The 18,588-nt window shown below is 46.6% G+C and carries 20 protein-coding genes and 1 riboswitch; of the genes, 19 read left to right on the forward strand and 1 reads right to left on the reverse strand.

Features of this window, described 5'->3' with window-relative positions; genetic code table 11:
• The first annotated feature begins 220 nt into the window (after positions 1 to 220).
• From NLX67_RS05130 to NLX67_RS05140, 3 genes are all read left to right on the forward strand, one after another.
• Complete coding sequence (locus NLX67_RS05130) at positions 221 to 892, forward strand: CAP domain-containing protein (RefSeq protein ID WP_254310635.1); 672 nt, start codon at positions 221 to 223, stop codon at positions 890 to 892.
• A 136-nt stretch (positions 893 to 1,028) separates the two neighbouring features.
• The gene (locus NLX67_RS23000) at positions 1,029 to 1,445 is read left to right on the forward strand and encodes an AAA-type ATPase lid domain-containing protein (protein WP_254310636.1); all 417 of its coding nucleotides are present in this window, start codon (positions 1,029 to 1,031) and stop codon (positions 1,443 to 1,445) included.
• Between the two features lie 38 nt (positions 1,446 to 1,483).
• Positions 1,484 to 1,942 (forward strand): DinB family protein, encoded by a 459-nt coding sequence (locus NLX67_RS05140; RefSeq protein ID WP_254310637.1) that lies wholly within the window; start codon positions 1,484 to 1,486, stop codon positions 1,940 to 1,942.
• A gap of 63 nt (positions 1,943 to 2,005) precedes the next feature.
• Here the strand turns inward: NLX67_RS05140 and NLX67_RS05145 are convergent, their stop codons facing one another.
• Complete coding sequence (locus tag NLX67_RS05145) at positions 2,006 to 3,457, reverse strand: DHA2 family efflux MFS transporter permease subunit (RefSeq protein ID WP_254310809.1); 1,452 nt, start codon at positions 3,455 to 3,457, stop codon at positions 2,006 to 2,008.
• Between the two features lie 206 nt (positions 3,458 to 3,663).
• On the opposite strand from NLX67_RS05145, the gene NLX67_RS05150 reads away from it, so the two are divergent.
• From NLX67_RS05150 to NLX67_RS05225, 16 genes are all read left to right on the forward strand, one after another.
• Entirely contained in the window at positions 3,664 to 4,500 is an 837-nt protein-coding gene (locus NLX67_RS05150) for a TetR/AcrR family transcriptional regulator (protein WP_046179776.1), read from the forward strand.
• 84 nt (positions 4,501 to 4,584) lie between these two features.
• Positions 4,585 to 5,394 carry a pirin family protein gene (locus tag NLX67_RS05155; RefSeq protein WP_254310638.1) on the forward strand — a complete coding sequence of 270 codons (810 nt, stop codon included), beginning with the start codon at positions 4,585 to 4,587 and terminating at the stop codon, positions 5,392 to 5,394.
• Positions 5,395 to 6,066, forward strand: coding sequence for a response regulator transcription factor (locus NLX67_RS05160; RefSeq protein ID WP_046179774.1), 672 nt, complete (start codon positions 5,395 to 5,397; stop codon positions 6,064 to 6,066). It begins immediately after the preceding gene.
• On the forward strand, positions 6,063 to 7,445 hold the full coding sequence (locus NLX67_RS05165; RefSeq protein ID WP_254310639.1) for a sensor histidine kinase: 1,383 nt from the start codon (positions 6,063 to 6,065) through the stop codon (positions 7,443 to 7,445). The genes NLX67_RS05160 and NLX67_RS05165 overlap by 4 nt, the downstream gene beginning before the upstream one ends.
• Positions 7,442 to 7,942: a PepSY domain-containing protein gene (locus tag NLX67_RS05170; RefSeq protein ID WP_052728427.1), complete on the forward strand. Its 501-nt coding sequence runs from the start codon at positions 7,442 to 7,444 to the stop codon at positions 7,940 to 7,942. The genes NLX67_RS05165 and NLX67_RS05170 overlap by 4 nt, the downstream gene beginning before the upstream one ends.
• An 89-nt stretch (positions 7,943 to 8,031) precedes the next feature.
• On the forward strand, positions 8,032 to 8,544 hold the full coding sequence (locus tag NLX67_RS05175) for a PepSY domain-containing protein (protein ID WP_082091514.1): 513 nt from the start codon (positions 8,032 to 8,034) through the stop codon (positions 8,542 to 8,544).
• 635 nt (positions 8,545 to 9,179) lie between these two features.
• A riboswitch (cobalamin riboswitch) is annotated at positions 9,180 to 9,370 on the forward strand.
• Positions 9,371 to 9,504: 134 nt separating this feature from the next.
• The gene (locus NLX67_RS05180; protein WP_254310640.1) at positions 9,505 to 9,876 is read left to right on the forward strand and encodes a (2Fe-2S) ferredoxin domain-containing protein; all 372 of its coding nucleotides are present in this window, start codon (positions 9,505 to 9,507) and stop codon (positions 9,874 to 9,876) included.
• A complete protein-coding gene (cobJ, locus tag NLX67_RS05185; RefSeq protein WP_254310641.1) occupies positions 9,873 to 11,438 on the forward strand; it encodes a precorrin-3B C(17)-methyltransferase in 1,566 nt (521 codons plus the stop codon). Before NLX67_RS05180 ends, cobJ begins: the two co-directional genes overlap by 4 nt.
• A gap of 12 nt (positions 11,439 to 11,450) precedes the next feature.
• Positions 11,451 to 12,311 (forward strand): sirohydrochlorin chelatase, encoded by an 861-nt coding sequence (locus tag NLX67_RS05190; RefSeq protein ID WP_254310642.1) that lies wholly within the window; start codon positions 11,451 to 11,453, stop codon positions 12,309 to 12,311.
• Positions 12,308 to 13,087, forward strand: coding sequence for a precorrin-6A reductase (gene cobK / locus NLX67_RS05195; RefSeq protein WP_254310643.1), 780 nt, complete (start codon positions 12,308 to 12,310; stop codon positions 13,085 to 13,087). Before NLX67_RS05190 ends, cobK begins: the two co-directional genes overlap by 4 nt.
• A complete protein-coding gene (locus NLX67_RS05200; RefSeq protein ID WP_254310644.1) occupies positions 13,077 to 13,721 on the forward strand; it encodes a precorrin-8X methylmutase in 645 nt (214 codons plus the stop codon). Before cobK ends, NLX67_RS05200 begins: the two co-directional genes overlap by 11 nt.
• Positions 13,718 to 14,806, forward strand: a complete 1,089-nt coding sequence (locus tag NLX67_RS05205) for a cobalt-precorrin-5B (C(1))-methyltransferase (protein ID WP_254310645.1) — start codon at positions 13,718 to 13,720, stop codon at positions 14,804 to 14,806. Before NLX67_RS05200 ends, NLX67_RS05205 begins: the two co-directional genes overlap by 4 nt.
• Complete coding sequence (cbiE, locus tag NLX67_RS05210; RefSeq protein ID WP_254310646.1) at positions 14,799 to 16,007, forward strand: precorrin-6y C5,15-methyltransferase (decarboxylating) subunit CbiE; 1,209 nt, start codon at positions 14,799 to 14,801, stop codon at positions 16,005 to 16,007. Before NLX67_RS05205 ends, cbiE begins: the two co-directional genes overlap by 8 nt.
• Entirely contained in the window at positions 16,004 to 16,708 is a 705-nt protein-coding gene (gene cobI / locus NLX67_RS05215; protein WP_254310647.1) for a precorrin-2 C(20)-methyltransferase, read from the forward strand. Before cbiE ends, cobI begins: the two co-directional genes overlap by 4 nt.
• Positions 16,705 to 17,478: a precorrin-4 C(11)-methyltransferase gene (gene cobM, locus NLX67_RS05220; protein ID WP_254310648.1), complete on the forward strand. Its 774-nt coding sequence runs from the start codon at positions 16,705 to 16,707 to the stop codon at positions 17,476 to 17,478. Before cobI ends, cobM begins: the two co-directional genes overlap by 4 nt.
• On the forward strand, positions 17,475 to 18,575 hold the full coding sequence (locus NLX67_RS05225; RefSeq protein WP_254310649.1) for a cobalt-precorrin 5A hydrolase: 1,101 nt from the start codon (positions 17,475 to 17,477) through the stop codon (positions 18,573 to 18,575). Before cobM ends, NLX67_RS05225 begins: the two co-directional genes overlap by 4 nt.
• The last annotated feature ends 13 nt before the right edge of the window (positions 18,576 to 18,588 follow it).

Below are 18,588 nucleotides of genomic sequence, written 5' to 3' on the forward strand. Positions count from 1 at the left end.
ATAATTACGCTTTTATTTCGTTCGTTTGGCAGTCTCTTTTTCTGATATCTTGAAGCGCCTGCTGTGTATGGACTGAGTAGCATGGGCAAATAAGGAAACTACCATTATGAAATGAGTCTATCATTTTCCATCGTGAAATCTATTGCGGGTGCGGTTTGTTTCGGGATATAGTAATCACGCAGCCCGGGCAGAACTTAAAAACGCAGGAGGTTTTACTACTATGAAAGCAAATATCCGCATCGCCGCAATGGCCGGTTTAATTTCCGTTGGACTATTTACAGCAGGACAAGCGGAAGCAGCAGCGCCGACTTGCAACGTCGCAAACACAGTTCAGTATAAAACATATAAATACACTTATCAGGTGAAAAACCCAGTTGCTCAGCAACCGGTAGCAGCACAACAGCAACAGGAAGCCCCTGCACCAGCTAAGGCAGCGCCACAGCAACAGGAAACGCCTGCACCAGCTGAGGCAGCACCGCAACAGGCACAACCAGCCCAAACAGCAACTAATGCTAAATCAGTTAATGCTTTTGAACAAGAAGTTGCTAAACTTGTCAATGAAGAACGTGCAAAAGCGGGATTAAAAGCATTGGAGTTGGATACAAAGCTTAGTGAAGTGGCTCGTGCGAAATCTCAGGATATGAAAGATAAAGGCTACTTTTCTCACCAATCTCCAACATACGGATCTCCATTTGACATGATGAAGCAATTTGGCATCACGTACAACGCAGCCGGCGAAAACATCGCTAAAGGCCAACAGACACCTGAAGAGGTTATGAAAGCATGGATGAACAGCGATGGACACCGGAAAAATATTTTAAGTGCTGACTTTACACACATTGGTGTCGGCTATGTCGATGGTCACTGGACACAAATGTTTATTGGAAAATAATACGATATTGAAAGCCGTTATAGGAGCCTGTCCGGATCCTCTAACGGCTTTTTTTTTTCGGTTGAAGTGTAAAGGCTTAAATATCAGACAAATTGAAGAAGAGATTTGGAAGAAATGGTAAGACGGGGAGGATTTCGTGAAAATTTGTATTACCGGTGCAGCCATTCTATTAGAAAAGCTGTCAAAAAAATTTGACCGCCCGTCGATCACCCTTTCAAAAGAAGCGGAAAATAGGCTTATGCTTCATAGCTGGCCAGGCAATATTCGTGAACTGGAAAACGTTTTAGAGAGGGCTGTAAACGTAATGGAAGGTACGGCGATTCGGATTGACCATTTGCCGCTTTATTTGCAGGAAGAACCTTTATATAAAACAAACAGTCTTGCAGCCAGACAAACGATGGCCGTTTTGCCATTAAAACAAACGATTCAGGCAGCGGAAAAAAGAGCGATTGAAGCTGCACTTGAGCAATCGGCAAACAAAACCGAAGCGGTCCGGCTGCTCGGAATCGGCAAAACGAAGCTTTATGAAAAGTGCCGGGAGTATGGTTTGTGATAAGATAAAAAAGATTTGAAGTATTAGGAGGAGTTTTGATGGAGTCGATTAAACAATATATTTTTGCGAGAAATGCTGCGCTTGGCACGTTGGCTAAGGCGCCAGAAGGAAAATGGAATGAGACGCCTGGTTCGTTTTCGAACAACATTCACTGGAATGCAGGCCATATTTTTGTATCTGCAGAAGGATTCTTACATCTGGCAGATGATGCGTATAAAGTGGCAAATCCAGAATGGGGCGCTTTATTTGCAACTGGGACACGTCCATCCGACTGGCCGGCGCAAGTGCCATCAGAAGAAGAAATTACAAGCGCTCTGCATGAACAAATGGGGCGTATTGAACGGCATTTTTCCGCAAAACTCGGCGACAATGCATCTCAATCGGTCAAAATTGGGCCGCTTGAAATGACAACCGTCGAAGCTGTTCTTCAGTTTGTCACGTTCCATGAAGGCATGCATACCGGCATCATTAACAGCTTGTCAAAAGTTATACGATAAGAAAAATCGCCCTTGCCGTTAGCGGCAAAGGGCGATTTTTCGTCGTGACCAACCTTTTAACTTTTAACCCGTGGCTTGCTGCTGTTTGACTGGCTTCTCTGAAGGAGTCACTCGTTTCATAAAGAATGCGAGCACAAGCGCAACGATCGCGATAAATACAGAGACAGTAAACGAAAAATTGATTCCGTTCAGCATGGCTTCATTGGCAATATTGGCCATAGCAGAAGGATCTCCCGCTGCTGATTCGGCAAGCCGCTCAGCTGCAGATTCGGTCCGATTCTGCATAAGTGTCACAAGGAAAGCAGATCCGACTGCACCGGACACTTGCTGAAGTGTATTGTTCATCGCAGTGCCGTGCGGATTCATTGCTGGTGGGAGCTGATTCAAGCCGTTTGTCATAACCGGCATCATCACCATCGACATGCCAAACATACGCAGTGTGTAAATAAACATGATGTAGCCGTACGATGTATCCATCGTTAAGTTGCTGAACATAAACGTCGTTAAAATAGTAAGAGATAATCCGATGATGGCTAAAATACGTGCACCGATTTTATCAAATAAAATGCCTGTGATCGGTGACATAATTCCCATCACGATCGCGCCCGGCAACATGAGAAGACCGGAATCAAGCGGGGAAATGCCGCGAATCGTCTGCACATAAATCGGCATTAATAGCATCGCGGAAAACATAGCCATAGCGAGAACAACAGAAATTGCGGATGAAAGAGCGAACATTGGATATTTATAAATCCGGAATTCAAGCAGCGGTTCGTCTAACTTCATTTGGCGCAAAACGAACAAAACAAGGCCGATGACACCAGCGGCAATCGCTCCATAAACGTGAACCGAATCCCAGCCTTTTTCACCTGCAGAGCTGAACCCATACAAAATCCCGCCGAATCCGATACTGGATAAAATAAGCGAAAAAACATCAAGGGAAATATTTCGCTGTGGGGTAATGTTTTTCAGTTTAAAGAAAGCGAAAATCAGCGTAATCGCCGCAATTGGAATCACGACATCAAACAAAGTACGCCATGTATAATGCTCAATAAGCCAGCCGGAAAGTGTTGGTCCAATCGCGGGTGCTGTAATCATGACAAGCCCAAAAATCCCCATCGCTGCTCCGCGGCGTTCAACTGGAAAGCTTGCCAGCATGACGTTCATCAAGAGCGGCATCATAATCGCGGAGCCAGACGCTTGAATCATCCGAGCGGCCAACAACACACCAAATGTCGGTGAAAGTGTCGCGAGAACAGAGCCTGCCGTAAATAAAATCATCGCGGTAATAAACAAATTCCGGTTCGTGAATTTTTGAATGAAAAACGCACTGGCTGGAATCAAAATGCCATTGACGAGCATATAGCCGGTGGACAGCCACTGCACGGCTGACGCGGAAACATCGAAATCCTTCATAATAGACGGAAGTGCTACATTCAAAAGCGTTTCATTTAAAAGAGAAACAAACGCGCCGACAAATAAAATGGCAATCATTGCATACGGCGGTTTTTCCATCGTTCCTTGCGTATTCAAAATAAATCCTCCTCTTACATACTATGAGTATAATTTTTATACTGTTATTCTAACAGGTGTTTATAATATACCGATAGTATAAAAAAATCAACAATTAAATGAAGATTTATTTTAGAGGCTTGAAATGAAAGGGTTTTTACTTTATTCTCAAAATAGACCGATAGTTCAAAAAGAGGAAGTGCAATCCATTGAACGAACGAAAAAAGAACGTAATGAACGCTGCGCATGCCCTTTTTGTCGAAAAAGGGTATGCCGCAACATCTGTTCAGGATATTTTAGATCAAAGCGGTATTTCAAAAGGAACGTTTTATAATTACTTTCCGTCAAAAAATGAGCTGCTGATCAGTATTTTTGAGAAAATAAATTTTGAAGCGGACGAGCGCCGCGCCGAAGTGATTGCCGGGCGTCCCATTCATGATAAAAGTGTTTTTATTCAACAAGTAAAAGTGAAGATGGAAGTGAATAAAGAAAATAATTTGTTTGCTTTGTTTCAAGGTGTATTTGTATCAGAAGACGAGGATTTGAAAAAGTTTGTCAAACAGAACCATTTCAATGAGCTGCGCTGGATGCAAAGACGATTCGTTGAAGTGTACGGGGAACGGGTTCGTCCTTATTCGGTCGATATTGCCGTAATGGTGTTCGGAATTATTCAAAATACGATTCATTTCGTCATGGCAGTAGAAGGAAATGTGAAGGTGGACGACATTATCGCGTATGCGATGCGACGGGTGGATGCAGCTGTTGAGGAAATTGTGATAACAAACGACTCTCTTCTTGATCCGCAGCTGCTTGAAAAATGGCAGCCGGAAGAGACTCTTATCCGAGAACGAAAAAAAAGCCGGCTTATGCAAAAAATCGGCACGATGCAAAAAAAAACCGATGAGCGTACAGAAGAGCTCCTTGCATTTTTACAGGATGAAATAAGGGAACAGGCGCCTCGCCGGCTCATCATTGAAACAGTTGCCAAGACCATTCCGCATAACGAAGACCTCATGATGCTTATACATGATTTTTTTAGAGAGTAATGACGATCCCATACAGATCGTCTTTTTTTGGACAAAAAGTGGCAGCACAACGATAATAAAAAGAACGAAAGGGGCGATGTCAAAATGGCTGAGATCAAAAAGTCATGGACGATTCAATTTAATGAAAGAGGGTTTCCGCACGTTCAGCAGGCCTTTGTTCTGCCTCCGGACATGATAGAGGAAGCTGATCCATTTATTTTACTGGCGGAAGATTGGTTTAAACGGGGCACATTCGGTGATCATCCACATAAAGGTTTTCAAACGATCACATACGTTATTGACGGCCGTCTTGAGCATATTGACAATAAAGGGGGCCGAGGCATTCTTAGCGCGGGTGACGTTCAATACATGAATGCCGGTTCAGGCGCGCGCCATGCTGAAGAGCCCGTCGCAGAGGATATCGTTCATTCACTCCAGCTTTGGCTGAATTTGCCGGCGTCATTGAAACAGTCTGAACCGTTTTACCAGGATATTTACTCAGAAAATGTACCGGTAACAAAAATCGGTCCGGCGCAAGTTCGTGTTTTTGCAGGGAATGGAGGGCCGATGAAGCCGCTGGTTCCGTTCACGATGGCTGAAATCAGTCTGCCTGCCGGTGAACAGTATACACACAAACTCGAAGCGGATCATACTGCATTCTTTTATGTGCTTGGCGGCCGCTGTGCTTTTGGCGAAAATGAAACAGTGTTGGAAAAAGGACAAGCCGCACTATTAACGAAAGGGCATGACATTCAAATCAAATCAGAAGCACGTTCTAAAGTGCTGATCTATTCCGGCAAACCGCATGGAGATCCAATCATCACACATGGTCCGTTTGTCATGAATACACAGCAAGAAATCCGGGAAGCGTTTCTTGACTATCAATCCGGCAAATTTGGTCCGGAGGCGAAATAAGTGGGCAGACAGCGTATTTTGATTGTAGAGGATGAAGAACGAATTGCCCGCGTGTTAGAACTTGAGCTTGAGCATGAAGGTTATGAGACGAAAAAAGTGCTGGATGGGCTGGATGCGCTTTCCGCATTTCGAGAAGAAACATTTGATCTTGTACTGCTCGATGTCATGCTGCCAGGGCTGGATGGCATGGGGGTGCTGCGGCGAATCCGGCAAGGAAGCAGTGTGCCGGTTATTTTGCTGACGGCGAAAGACGATGTGGCCGATAAAGTGGACGGACTTGATCTTGGCGCCAGTGACTATGTAACAAAACCGTTCGATATGGATGAACTGTTAGCCAGAATTCGGGCAGCACTCCGCACAACAGTCCAAAGTGCTTCTTTATCAGCAGCGGACTTAGCCGTTAACGAAGAATCGCGGGAAGTAAAGCGTGCCGGCCAACTAATTGATTTGACGCCACGTGAATATGATTTGCTCGTTTATTTACTGAAAAACAAGCGGCACGTCTTATCGAGAGAGCAGCTTTTGGACGGAGTGTGGGGATATGATTACTATGGAGACACAAATGTTGTCGACGTTTACATCCGTTACGTGCGGAACAAAATTGACAAGCCGTTTGATGGACCGCTTATTCATACGGTGCGCGGCGTCGGCTACGTGCTGAAAGAATCATGAAGCTGAAAAATAAAATCCATCTTGGGACGAGCGTACTGCTCATCGCAATTGTTGTGCTGATGAATACAGCCATTTATGCGGCAGCATCCATTATGCTCAAAGAAGCGGATGTCGAGAGGACAGCGGCGGATGCGGCGCGGATCACCAGTGGCGTATCGAACCCGGCTGAATCGATTGTAAGCAGTGATTTGCTCAGGGCATACGCACCAGCAGATGGCATGGTGAGAGTTGTTTTGTCGGACGGCACAGTGGACGGAGTCTCCGTATCGCCAAATGCCGCGGCACTCCGTGAACGGGAAGCAGTTTTTGAAACGTCAGAGCAGCAAACGGTCGTTGAAGAACATTCATCACGTTATGCGCGTGTTTCCCTCCCTGTCATTTGGCGCGGTGGGGAAGTGGCATCACTTGAGCTGATGGAAAATTTGCAGGCGACTGACCGTATTTTAGATATTTTGCGGATTGTTCTCATCGTGGTATCCTTTTTAGCGGTTATTCCCGCTGCTATCTCTGCACGTATGCTCAGCGCCATTATTTCAAATCCGGTTGAAGATATGACACAAACGATGCGCCGCATTCAAAAAAGCGGCACGTACGAACGGATTGAAACAAATGAAAAACGCCACGATGAACTTCAAGACATGGCGCGCACGTTTAATGACATGATGGACTTGCTGGGGGAAAATTACCAGAAGCAGGAATCGTTTGTTCAAAACGCCTCTCATGAATTGAAAACACCGCTGACAGTAATCGAATCATACGCGAATTTATTGAGGCGGCGCGGCAAAGACCGGCCGGATTTGTTTGATGAATCAGTCGAAGCGATTCATGAAGAAGCCATTCGCATGAAAGAGCTGACACAGCAGCTGCTTACACTCGCCAGACGCGGAGAAACATGGGACATGAACGTGGAAACAGTCGACATTCCTGGATTTGTTGAAGAAGCAGCGGGCTCTTTTGAAAAAGCGTATGGCCGGCACGTAGAGATCACTATTATTGATCCATTCAGCATGAAAACGGACAGGGCTAAATTGCGCCAGTTACTATATATTTTTCTCGATAACGCACGTAAATATTCTGAGGATGATATTCACATCGAAGTGAAAAGGATGAAAATTCGTATCATCGATTATGGGATTGGCATTCCTTCCTCTGATCTTGAAAAAGTCTTTGACCGGTTTTACCGGGTCGACAAAGCACGGTCACGCAAAACAGGCGGGTTTGGGCTCGGGCTGTCGTTTGCAAAAGAATTGGCTGCTGTCATTGACGCGGGTATCCGAATTGAAAGTGAGGAAGGAATGGGCACGACTGTGATCCTGACTCTTAGCGAATTCTCATTTTCCTCCCGTACACTAAAAGAAAAACAGGAGGAAAGAAAATGAAGAAAATGTTGATCGTATTGATCCTTGCTGTCGCGGCTGCTGCTGTTTTTTTTCTATATCAGTTATTCCGGCAGCCGGACGTTACAATGGCGGAAGCTGGTGAAAAACTCGCGCAGCAATATAACGGGACAGTGATCAAATCAACAGAAGAAAACGGTCAATTTGTTTATATGATTCAAGTCGCAGAAGGTGAATATAAAGTGGCCGTTGACAGCGAAACAGGTGAACTGAGTGGAATGACCCGCACGAATCAGGAAGCAGCACCTTCTAAAGAACCGAAACAAGGATCAGAAAACACAACAAGACAGCTGACACCGGAGGAAGCTGGACAAATCGCTTTAAAGCAAGTACCGGGTGTGATTGATGAGGTGGAGCTGGGGGATGAAGAAGAAGCCGGCTCCTATATTGTTGATATTGACGCAGAAAATGGTGAAGAAGCGACCGTACAGGTCAATGCGGTTTCCGGTGACGTTATATCAATTTCGTGGGACGATTAACATTCTCATGAAACTCTCATTTTCTCCTCCCTTTTTTCTCATTTTGCCTGGCTATTATATAAGCAAGAAAGAAAAAGAAGGAGGAAACAATGATGAAAAAAACAACGATTGCAGGCGGATTCTTAACAGCAGGGCTTTTAGGCGGCGGTGTTTTATGGGGCGTGCAAAACGACAAAATTCAAGCGGAAGTACCCGGTCTTGACGCGAAATTGACGATGGAAGAAGCAAAATCGATCGCTGAAAAAGAAACACAATCAGTTGTTGAAAGCATTGAATTGGAAAAGAATTTGACTGGTCCGGTATATGAAGTGGATACACAGGATTATGATGTGAAAATTGACGGAAACTCTGGCGACATTGTGAAAAAAGACCGGGATGACGATGATGATTTTGAAGACCAAAATGAAAATGCTGATGTAACGGTCACACAGGAAGAAGCAATTGCGGCCGCTCAAAAACAAGTGAAGGGCACAGTAAAAGATGTTGAGCTTGATGATGGCCATTACGAAATTGAAATCCGTGACGGCAATAAAGAAACGGATGTTTATGTGAACGGCTCAACGGGTGAAGTACATGTTGGCGAAACAGATTTAGACGATTAACCCGAGTTCTTTCAGGCTATTTTGTTTACATGGTGAACTGAAAAAATTTCAACACATAAAGGGGAAAAAGGACCTGAAAAAACATAAGGTTTTTGTGGTGCTTCTTGCTGTATCTTTCATTTTAATAGCAGGCTGTTCAGCCGAAGCCAAAAATAAAATGAAAAACGAAGAGACAAAAATAATAGTGGAAAAATGAGCCGGTGAAGAGGATCAATATGAACATGCACATGGAATTAACAATAACGGGGAAGTCTAGAAGGTAAAAGGCATACTCGCTAACACTGAATGGCAAAATGCAGAAGTGCTTAAGGCATATCTTCCTTATTGTAAATTCCACTTTAAAGATGGGAACGATGAAAATAAATCAAATGGCCTGGTTTATGCTCTTTGAATTAGTCCAAATAAAGACAAAGTGGAACTTGTTACAGAGGGCGAAAGTAAATACGTTCAATTAAACAAAGAAAAGTCGGCAAAATTGTTTGATAGTCTCATAGGCAAAGAGTTGTCCAGCGAATAATGAGTTTTGTTCCAAATTGACCTCGTTTACGGGGTCTTTTTTATCTTTGTAAAACAAACTTTTTTATTTTTTGCTTGTCAAAAGAAGTCATTTCCTGCTAATGTTAATCACAACAAAACTAAATACGAACATTAAGAGTGCCCGGAGTTTGTACGTCCGGGATAATAGGGAAACCGGTGAAAGTCCGGTGCAGCCCCCGCTACTGTAAGCGTGATGAAATTGTCTGATTACCCACTGGATTTGTCCGGGAAGGGAGACGAAAGTAAAATGACCGCAAGCCAGGAGACCTGCTTTTAATGCTGATACATCATTCTTCGGTGGGAAGAACGGGATGAATGCGCATGGCTTTTTTTGACCAGCTCTCTTTCAATGCGATTTTCTGCCCCTGCTTCTGCCGTAGAAGCGGGGGCTTTTTGCGTTTCTAAAAAAGGGAGTGGATCAAGATGGCGACATGGAATTTAACCAATATGAATAAACATGTGCTAATTTGCAATGGCTCGACATGTATGCGAAAAGGCGGCGAAGAAGTCACCCAGGTGATTCGTAATGAAATTACAAAGCATGAGTTAGATGCACAGGTTCATACAACAAGAACAAGATGCAATGGGCGGTGCAAAGATGGCTGTGTCGTTGTCGTGTATCCGGAAGCCGACTGGTACTTTGAAATGGATGAACAGCGCGCCAAAGAAATGGTCGTCTCGCATTTGCAAAACGATCAGCCAGTAAAAGAATGGATAGCATATGAGCGATCAGGAGACAGGATGCAGCTGTTGAATGGACGATTTAAAGGAACGGAAAAAGGTGAGAAAAAATGACGGGAACATTATACGTTGTTGGCTTCGGCCCCGGCCACGAGGATCATATTACTGATCGGGCAAAGCAGGCGCTGAAGGAAAGTGATTATGTTATTGGCTATAAAACATATATGGAACTCGTCGCTCCACTCATTGACGGAAAAGAAGTCATTTCGACCGGGATGAGCGAGGAGGTGAGCCGGGCGCAAGCGGCTGTCAAACAAGCGGAGCGAGGCAAAACAGTCTCGGTCATTTCAAGTGGGGACGCTGGTGTATACGGCATGGCAGGGCTCGTTTACGAAGTGCTTGCTGAACAAGGATGGGATCGGAAAACCGGCATTACAGTCGAGATCATTCCAGGCATTTCTGCGATCAATTCATGCGCGTCGCTGCTTGGCGCTCCGATCATGCATGACGCATGCACGATTAGCTTAAGTGATCATTTAACGCCGTGGGAATTGATTGAAAAGCGAATTGATGCTGCCGGAGCTGCTGATTTTGTCATTGCGCTTTATAACCCAAAAAGCGGCCGGCGTACAAAACAGATCGAAGAAGCGCAGCGCATTTTGCTGAAATATCGTAAGCCGGAAACACCTGTCGGCCTTGTGAAAAGCGCCTACCGTGATCGGGAAGAAGTCGTTATGACAACGCTTGAAGAGATGCTTGAGCACGATATCGGTATGCTGACAACAGTCATTATCGGCAACTCGACGACCTTTTTTTACGACGGGCTCATGATCACACCGCGCGGTTATACACGCAAATATACATTGACCGAAGAAAAGCAGCCGCTTCGCCCGCATGAACGGCTCCGTCCGGAAAATGAACCGTGGGCGCTTCACGGTGGAGAAGAAGAAAAAAAGCAGCCTCTGAAAGAGCTTGGCCTTCAGGCGCTCGCAGCGATGCAAAAGCAGAAAAATGCGCCGCCGGAAGTAAAAGCGATTTTTGAAGCGGCTGTCAGCCCGGGGGTAGTTAATAAGCACTTTACACCGCAGCAGCTGATCGCATTGTCAGAAGCAGCCGGTGAAAAGGGGACGATTGAATATACGCCGCATCATTACGTTATGCTGAAAACAGAAACAGCCGACCCGGCGCCGATTATTGACAAACTGCATGAAGTTGGTCTTGAACTTGCGCCTGTTGGCGATGTTGTCACAGTGAAGGCGTGCGATTTTTGTAACGGCGACAAAAGCGATGCAATTCCACAAGCCGAAAAGCTGCAAAGAGATCTTGGCGGGTTGAGCGTACCGAAAGAGCTTCGCATCGGCGTGAACGGGTGTGGGATGGCCTGCTATGGTGCGGTTAATGAAGACATTGGAATTGTGTACCGAAAAGGAGCATTTGACTTATTTTTAGGCGCAAAAGTGGTCAGCCGTACAGCGCACCCAGGTGTGTATGTGGCAGAAGGCATCCCGCCTGAAAAAATCGTTCCGATGCTTACGCAGATCGTGGAGGAATACCGCGAGTCCGGTCATCCGAACGAGCGGTTCTTCAAATATTTTAAGCGCGTTGGAGAAGTGGAAGGGTTTATACATCGAGATATGCCGGTGCCGGACGTTGAACCGATGCCGTGCGGCGAATAAGGGGGAGAATAGATGAAAGCAGTACTTTTTGTTGGACATGGCAGCCGTGATCCGGAAGGGAATCAGCAAATTCTTCAATTTGTGGAAGGTTTTTTGCCGGACTTGAATCCGCTTGTTTTGTACGAAACATGCTTCTTGGAATTTGCGCGTCCGGATATAGCGGAAGGGATCAAGCAGTGTGTCGCGCGCGGGGCAACTGAGGTAGCGCTTATACCTCTTATGCTTCTGCCGGCGGGACATTCAAAGATTCATATTCCAGCCGCGATTGATGAAGCGAAAAAAGAGTATCCAAATGTGATATTTACATATGGCAAGCCAATTGGTATTCACTACGAAACTTCGGTTATTTTAAAGGAACGCCTGCAGGGTGCAGGTGTGGATCCGGACAGTGCCGGGGAGCGTGACGCTGTTATCTTGCTCGGGCGCGGTGGCAGCGATGCTGATGCCAACAGTGATTTGTGCAAAATTGCCCGTATTTTATGGGAAAAAACGTCATTTGAAACAGTGGAACCGGCTTTTTATGGTGTAACAAAGCCATCACTTCCTGAAGCGGTCGAAAAAGTGAAAAAGCTTGGGGCGCAAAACGTCATCATCTTACCTTACTTTTTATTTACCGGCGTATTAATCAAACGAATTGAAAAAGACTTAGACCTGTTCCGCGCACAATTCCCAGAGTTGTCATTTACACTGGCCGATTATTTTGGTTTTCATCCAAAGCTGAAAACAATTATTGCGGACCGGATCGATGAAGCGCTCGGCGGCAAGCCGTTAATGAACTGTGATACGTGCCAGTACCGGTTTGAAGCGGGCGTTCATCACCACCATCACCATGATCACGATCATCATCATGACCAAGAAGAGGCAGTTCGATGATTTTCTTTTTGGCTGGTACGAGTGATGCGAGGGAACTCGCTGTGAAGCTTCAAAAAACCGGGCGATTCGTGACGGCGTCGGTCGTGACCGAAAATGCGGCGTCGGAGCTCGAGTCAGCCCGAATTCCTGCACGCATCGGCAGACTGGCTGCGGATGATATGGCTCTCCTGCTACAAACGGGCTATACCGCTATCGTTGATGCAAGTCATCCTTTTGCAGAGGACGCATCACGGAATGCCATTCAAGCTGCCCAAAAAGCGGGGCTTCCCTACATCCGCTATGAACGGGCCGGCACACAGATTGAAGAGCATCCGCTCGTCACGCGAGTGGATACGTATGAAGAAGCAGCTGATTCGGCTTTGGATAAAGGTGGTGTTGTACTGCTGACGACCGGCAGTAAAACGTTGCAAATATTCACGGAAAAGCTGCTGCCGCATGAAGATATCCGCTTGATTGCAAGGATGCTTCCTCGAATGGACAACATGGAAAAATGCACTGCACTTGGGCTGCCGCAAAAAAATATTGTCGCCATGCAGGGACCGTTTACGAAAGAATTCGACCTGGCATTGTACCGTCATTATGGCGTAACCACAACGGTCATGAAAGAAAGCGGTGCGATTGGCGCGGTGGCGGAGAAAATAGAAGCGGCAGTATCACTCGGGATTGAAACGATTGTTATTTCTCGTCCGCCGGTCAACTACCCGAATCAATGCGAAACATTTGATCAAGTAATCCACACATTAAATCGTCTGGAGGAATCCAAAAATGGACTTTAAAACAGCTTTTGTACCCGAAACGGTCAAACCGATGGAAATCGAATCACTCAGCTTTTCAATGATTGAAGAGGAATATGGCCCGCATGATTTGACGCCAGAAGAATTTGCGGTCGTTCAGCGTGTTATCCATGCATCTGCCGATTTTGAACTGGGCAAAAGTGTGCTGTTTCATCCGAATGCAATCAAATCAGGCATTCGGGCGATCCAAAAGGGCACCCGTGTTATTTGTGATGTGCAAATGATCCAGTCCGGTGTTTCAAAGCCTCGTCTTGAACAGTTTGGCGGCTCCGTACATGTTTATATTTCTGATGAAGACGTGATGAAAGAAGCAAAAGAACTTGGATTAACACGGGCCATTATCTCAATGCGAAAAGCGGCGGCACTCGGTGACGGCGGCATTTACGCAATCGGTAATGCGCCAACCGCTCTTTTAGAAATTATCCGTCTGGCGAAAGAAGGAATTGCAAAACCCGATTTAATTATCGGAATGCCAGTTGGGTTCGTTTCAGCAGCGGAATCAAAAGAAGAGCTGGCAAAGCTTGATATTCCGTTTATTACGAATATTGGACGTAAAGGCGGCAGCACGGTTACGGTCGCAGCGCTGAATGCACTGTCGCTTTTAGCTGTAAAATGAAGCCGGTTCCGGATAAGCCGCTTCGGACGGGATATACAACCGGATCATGTGCAACAGCGGCAGCGAAACTAGCCCTTCAAACGCTCCTGACCGGACAGCAGCCTGCATCTGTTTCGATTTATTTGCCGGCCAAACAATGGGCACACTTCACACCTGAATTTGTAGAGATAAGCGCTGCCTCTGTAAAAGTTGGCATTAAAAAAGATGCGGGTGATGATCCGGATATTACGCATGGCGCAGTGATATGCGCGGAAGTAAGCTGGTCGGAAGCGGCGGGTGTTCACCTTGACGGCGGGGAGGGAGTCGGAAGGGCCACCAAACCCGGTCTTGATGTCGCACCGGGTGAAGCCGCCATTAATCCGGTGCCGCGCCGCATGATAACAGAAGCTGTCACCGAATTGCTGGATGAAAGCGGGGCTGGAAAAGGCGTCCGGGTCATTATTTCGATTCCAGGCGGCGAAGAACTGGCAAAGAAAACATTAAACGCAAGGCTTGGCATTTTAGGAGGGCTGTCCATTTTGGGCACAAGCGGCATCGTCCGGCCTTTTTCCACTTCTGCGTACCGGGCAAGCATCGTCAAAGCAATTGAAGTTGCTGTAGCCGCCGGCTGTACACACATTGCAGCAACAACAGGCGGCCGGAGTGAAAAGTATGCAATGGCGCATCTGCCGGATTTGCCGGAAGAAGCATTTATTGAAATGGGTGACTTTGTCGGGTTTACATTAAAGCATTGCAAGCGGCTGGGCATTCAAAAAGTAACGCTGGCAGGAATGCCGGGGAAGTTTTCAAAAGTCGCACAAGGCGTCATGATGGTGCATTCGAAAAGTGCGCCGGTTGATATGAATTTTTTGGCTGGCATGGCAGAAGAAGCTGGGGCTGCACCAGAAAAAACCGAAGAAGTGCGCGGGGCCAATACAGCGACGCATGCAGCGGAATTGATGGCGGATTATCCGGCCTTTTTTGCGCTTTTTTGCCGCAGCTGCTCGGTAAATGCCGTCCGGGAAGTGCGAGGCGGGATGCATGTTGATACGCTGCTCTTTGCGATGAAAGGACAGCTTTTAGGAAAGGCGGAATACAGTGAATAACGTACATATTATCGGCATCGGCGCGGAGGGGGCGAACAGTCTTCATCCCCGCCAGCTCGACCGTATATACCAAAGCAGCTTTTTGGCAGGCGGTGAACGGCAGTTGTCTTATTTTCCTGACTTCAAGGGAGAGACATTTGTCATACGAGGCAACTTGAAAGAGCTTAAAAAAAGGCTTCAGGATGAATCGCGCACGGCGGTTGTGCTTGCATCCGGTGACCCGCTTTTTTACGGCATCGGCGCTTATTTATCGGGAAGTGTTGAGGCAACGATTGACCCGCAGCCGTCCAGTGTGCAGCTGGCTTTTGCACGAATGAACGAATCATGGCAAAACGCGAAAATCATTAGTGTGCACGGACGCGGCATAACCGGGCTCGCCCAGAAGATCGATGGGGAAGAAAAAGTCGCGCTGTTAACAGATAAAACAAATTCACCGGATGCCATTGCCCGTTATTTACTTTATTTTCACATGACGGAATACGATGCGTTTGTTGCGGAAAACATTGGCGCTGCGGATGAACGGTGCCGCCATTTCACTCTTGAACAAATGGCGGCAGCATCGTTTGCACCGCTAAATGTCGTTCTATTAAAGAAAAATCGTGCGGCTAAATCGTGGACAACTGGTATTCCAGACGCTGAATTCAGCCAGCGAAAGCCGGACAAAGGACTGATTACAAAACGGGATATCCGCATTCTAACAATTGGCCGGATGAACATTCACCGGAGCAGCATCGTGTGGGACATTGGCACGTGTACCGGTTCGATTGCGATTGAAGCAGCGAAAATCGCCAAGGATGGCGCCGTTTTTGCGATTGAAAAAAATGAGCCGGATCTCACAAATGCTAAGGCCAATTTTCAAAAATTCCGCACGGACGTAACTCTTGTGCACGGCAAAGCGCCGGATGGGCTTGATGCTTTTCCTGACCCCGATTGCGTTTTTATGGGCGGCACGGCCGGAAATATGGACAAGCTGATCGACACATGCGCCGAACGGTTAAAGCCGGGCGGTACGATTGTGTTAAATGCAGTCACGATCGAAAGCATGTCAAAAGCCCATCAACTATTTAAAGAAGCCGGCTTTGACGTCGACATGGCGCTTGCGCAAGTATCGCTGTCAAAACCGATTTTAAACATGACGCGCTTTGAAGCGCAAAACCCCGTCTACATTATTTGTGCGACGAGAAAAGAGGAACAGTCATGACAGGTATTTTATATGGAATTGGCGCAGGGCCGGGCGACCCGGAACTATTGACGGTAAAAGCATTTCGTATTTTATCGGAAAGCAAGGTCATCGCATTTCCGAAAAAACGTTCCGGCGAAAAAAGCTACGCACGCCAAATTATTGACGCGTACATTGATCCAAAAGAGAAGGACATGCTCGGCCTCGTGTTTCCCATGACAAAAGATCCTTTCATTCTTGAACGCGAATGGAATAAGGCAGCTGACGCAGTGGCTGAAAAACTGGAATCAGGCCAAAATGTGGCGTTCGTTACAGAAGGGGATCCGATGCTGTATAGCACATTTATTCATATGAAAAACGTGCTGCAAAAAAAAATGCCCGATGTGAAAACAGAAGTGGTGCCGGGCATTTCATCAGTAAATGGAACAGCTGCCCGGTTAAATATTCCGCTGGCGGACGGGGATGAACAGGTGGCGATTATTCCGGCAACGGATGATCGGGATGCGTTAAAACAGGCGATTGAGCAGCACGACTGCGTGATCTTTCTAAAGGTGGCAAAAGTGGCTGCGCTTATCTCAAGTGTTATTCGGGAGCTGGGGCTTGAACAATACGCCCATGCCGTCACAAAAGTGACGTCTGAAGATGAAGTCATTTGGACACTCGACGAATTTGAACGGGCGGAACCGAACTATTTAACTTTAATGGTGGTGAAGAAAAAATGAAGCTGTATATCGTTGGGGCGGGACCAGGAGCCCCTGATTTAATTACGGTCCGCGGCTTGAAGCTTGTGCAGGAAGCAGATGTTATTTTATATGCGGATTCACTCGTCAATGAAGAGTTGATGAACGGCTGCAAGGAAGGTGCAGTGGTCCTGAAAACAGCCGGCATGCATTTGGAAGAAATGGTTGAGACGATGGTGAATCACTTAAAAGAAGGGAAAAAAGTTGTCCGGCTTCATACGGGTGATCCCGCTATATATGGTGCTATTATCGAGCAGATCGCCTTATTAAAAGAAGCAGGCGTTGAAACAGAAATTGTACCTGGAGTCAGTTCGGTTTTTGCGGCCGCCGCGGCAGCGGGTGCGGAGCTAACGATACCGGATGTAACGCAAACCGTGATTTTAACACGGGCGGAGGGACGGACGCCGGTGCCTGAAAAAGAACAGCTGAAAGACTTGGCGAAGCATGAATGCACGATCGCCTTTTTCTTAAGCGCTACGCTGACCAAAAAGGTAACCCGTGAACTTGTTGAAGCGGGCTGGCCGGAAGAAACGCCGGTGGCTGTCGTATACCGGGCAACATGGCCGGATGAAAAAATCGTTCGGTCAACCATTGGGAATCTTGATGCAGTGATGCGTGAAAATGGCATTCGCAAGCAGGCGATGATTTTAGCCGGAAAAGCACTGGACCCGGAGATTGGCAAGTCCGGTCACCGGTCAAAATTGTATGATAAAACCTTTACGCATGGATTCCGAAAGGGAATGAAAAAATGAAAATTGCGATTGTGTCGATTACAAAACATGGAACAGAAACCGCCCGCAAGCTCGCGGAAGACATGCAGGCAAATTTATATTACATGTCAAAATTTCGTCATGGCGATGAAGAAGAAAAAGGCATTACATTATTTGACGGCTCTGTCCGGCTGCAGCTGCCGATGATGTTTGAAAGATATGACGGCATCGTGCTCATTATTTCACTCGGTGCGGTTGTTCGGATGATTGCGCCGATTTTAAAAGACAAAAAAACCGATCCGGCTGTTGTGGTGCTTGATGACCGGGCGGAACATGCGATCAGTGTCCTATCGGGTCATATTGGTGGTGCCAATGAGCTGACGCACAAAGTCGCCCGATTAACAGGTGCACGGCCGGTCATTACAACCGCATCAGATGTACAAAAAACGATTCCCGTTGACATGTTTGGCCGTGAATTCGGCTGGACGTTTGAATACGATCAGTATTTAACACAGGCGGCAGCAGCGGTTGTGAATGAAGAGCCGGTGCTTGTTGTGCAGGAGTCAGGAGAGACGAGCTGGTGGAAGCATGCTCGTCCGATGCCGCAGCATATTCGAACTGTAACATCCGTAGAAGAAGCGGCTCAAACAGCCCATCATGCCGCTCTTGTTGTGACGCATCGGCTGCTGAGCGAAAAGGACCTTGCTTCTCTTCAGTATCCGGTTGTGTACCGTCCGAAGTCGATTGTAATCGGCATCGGCTGCAACCGCGGCACAGACGAGCGGGAGATTGAAGCAGTGGTGGATGAAACACTTCGTGAGCTTTCGTTTTCCAAAAGGTGCATAAGAACGGTAGCGTCGATTAATTTAAAAAAAGACGAAGAGGGGATTTTATCACTCGCCGAAAAAAATAATTGGCCATTTACAACGTTTTCACCGGATGAATTAAATAAAGCGCCAATGAGTGAAAAATCAGAAACTGTATTTAAATTTACCGGTGCATATGGTGTCAGTGAACCGGCTGCTTATCTGGCTTCAGGCGGAGGGAGAATTGTTCTGCCAAAGAAAAAAAGCGGCAATGTTACTATTTCCATAGCGGTAATGCAGGAGACCTCTTTATCTATTAGAGAACATACATAAAGGAGGAAGAATC

This window comes from Domibacillus sp. A3M-37 (assembly GCF_024213455.1).
GTDB lineage: Bacteria > Bacillota > Bacilli > Bacillales > Domibacillaceae > Domibacillus > Domibacillus tundrae.

What these genes read in the sequence shown, in the direction of transcription:
- cobI (WP_254310647.1), top strand. Translation starts at nt 16,004, where the DNA reads ATGACAGGTATTTTATATGGAATTGGCGCAGGGCCGGGCGACCCGGAA.
- NLX67_RS05140 (WP_254310637.1), top strand. Translation starts at nt 1,484, where the DNA reads ATGGAGTCGATTAAACAATATATTTTTGCGAGAAATGCTGCGCTTGGC.
- NLX67_RS05175 (WP_082091514.1), top strand. Translation starts at nt 8,032, where the DNA reads ATGATGAAAAAAACAACGATTGCAGGCGGATTCTTAACAGCAGGGCTT.
- NLX67_RS05225 (WP_254310649.1), top strand. Translation starts at nt 17,475, where the DNA reads ATGAAAATTGCGATTGTGTCGATTACAAAACATGGAACAGAAACCGCC.
- NLX67_RS05200 (WP_254310644.1), top strand. Translation starts at nt 13,077, where the DNA reads ATGGACTTTAAAACAGCTTTTGTACCCGAAACGGTCAAACCGATGGAA.
- NLX67_RS05180 (WP_254310640.1), top strand. Translation starts at nt 9,505, where the DNA reads ATGGCGACATGGAATTTAACCAATATGAATAAACATGTGCTAATTTGC.
- NLX67_RS05155 (WP_254310638.1), top strand. Translation starts at nt 4,585, where the DNA reads ATGGCTGAGATCAAAAAGTCATGGACGATTCAATTTAATGAAAGAGGG.
- cobK (WP_254310643.1), top strand. Translation starts at nt 12,308, where the DNA reads ATGATTTTCTTTTTGGCTGGTACGAGTGATGCGAGGGAACTCGCTGTG.
- NLX67_RS05165 (WP_254310639.1), top strand. Translation starts at nt 6,063, where the DNA reads ATGAAGCTGAAAAATAAAATCCATCTTGGGACGAGCGTACTGCTCATC.
- NLX67_RS05170 (WP_052728427.1), top strand. Translation starts at nt 7,442, where the DNA reads ATGAAGAAAATGTTGATCGTATTGATCCTTGCTGTCGCGGCTGCTGCT.
- NLX67_RS05190 (WP_254310642.1), top strand. Translation starts at nt 11,451, where the DNA reads ATGAAAGCAGTACTTTTTGTTGGACATGGCAGCCGTGATCCGGAAGGG.
- NLX67_RS05205 (WP_254310645.1), top strand. Translation starts at nt 13,718, where the DNA reads ATGAAGCCGGTTCCGGATAAGCCGCTTCGGACGGGATATACAACCGGA.
- cobJ (WP_254310641.1), top strand. Translation starts at nt 9,873, where the DNA reads ATGACGGGAACATTATACGTTGTTGGCTTCGGCCCCGGCCACGAGGAT.
- NLX67_RS05145 (WP_254310809.1), bottom strand. Translation starts at nt 3,457, where the DNA reads ATGGAAAAACCGCCGTATGCAATGATTGCCATTTTATTTGTCGGCGCG.
- cobM (WP_254310648.1), top strand. Translation starts at nt 16,705, where the DNA reads ATGAAGCTGTATATCGTTGGGGCGGGACCAGGAGCCCCTGATTTAATT.
- NLX67_RS05130 (WP_254310635.1), top strand. Translation starts at nt 221, where the DNA reads ATGAAAGCAAATATCCGCATCGCCGCAATGGCCGGTTTAATTTCCGTT.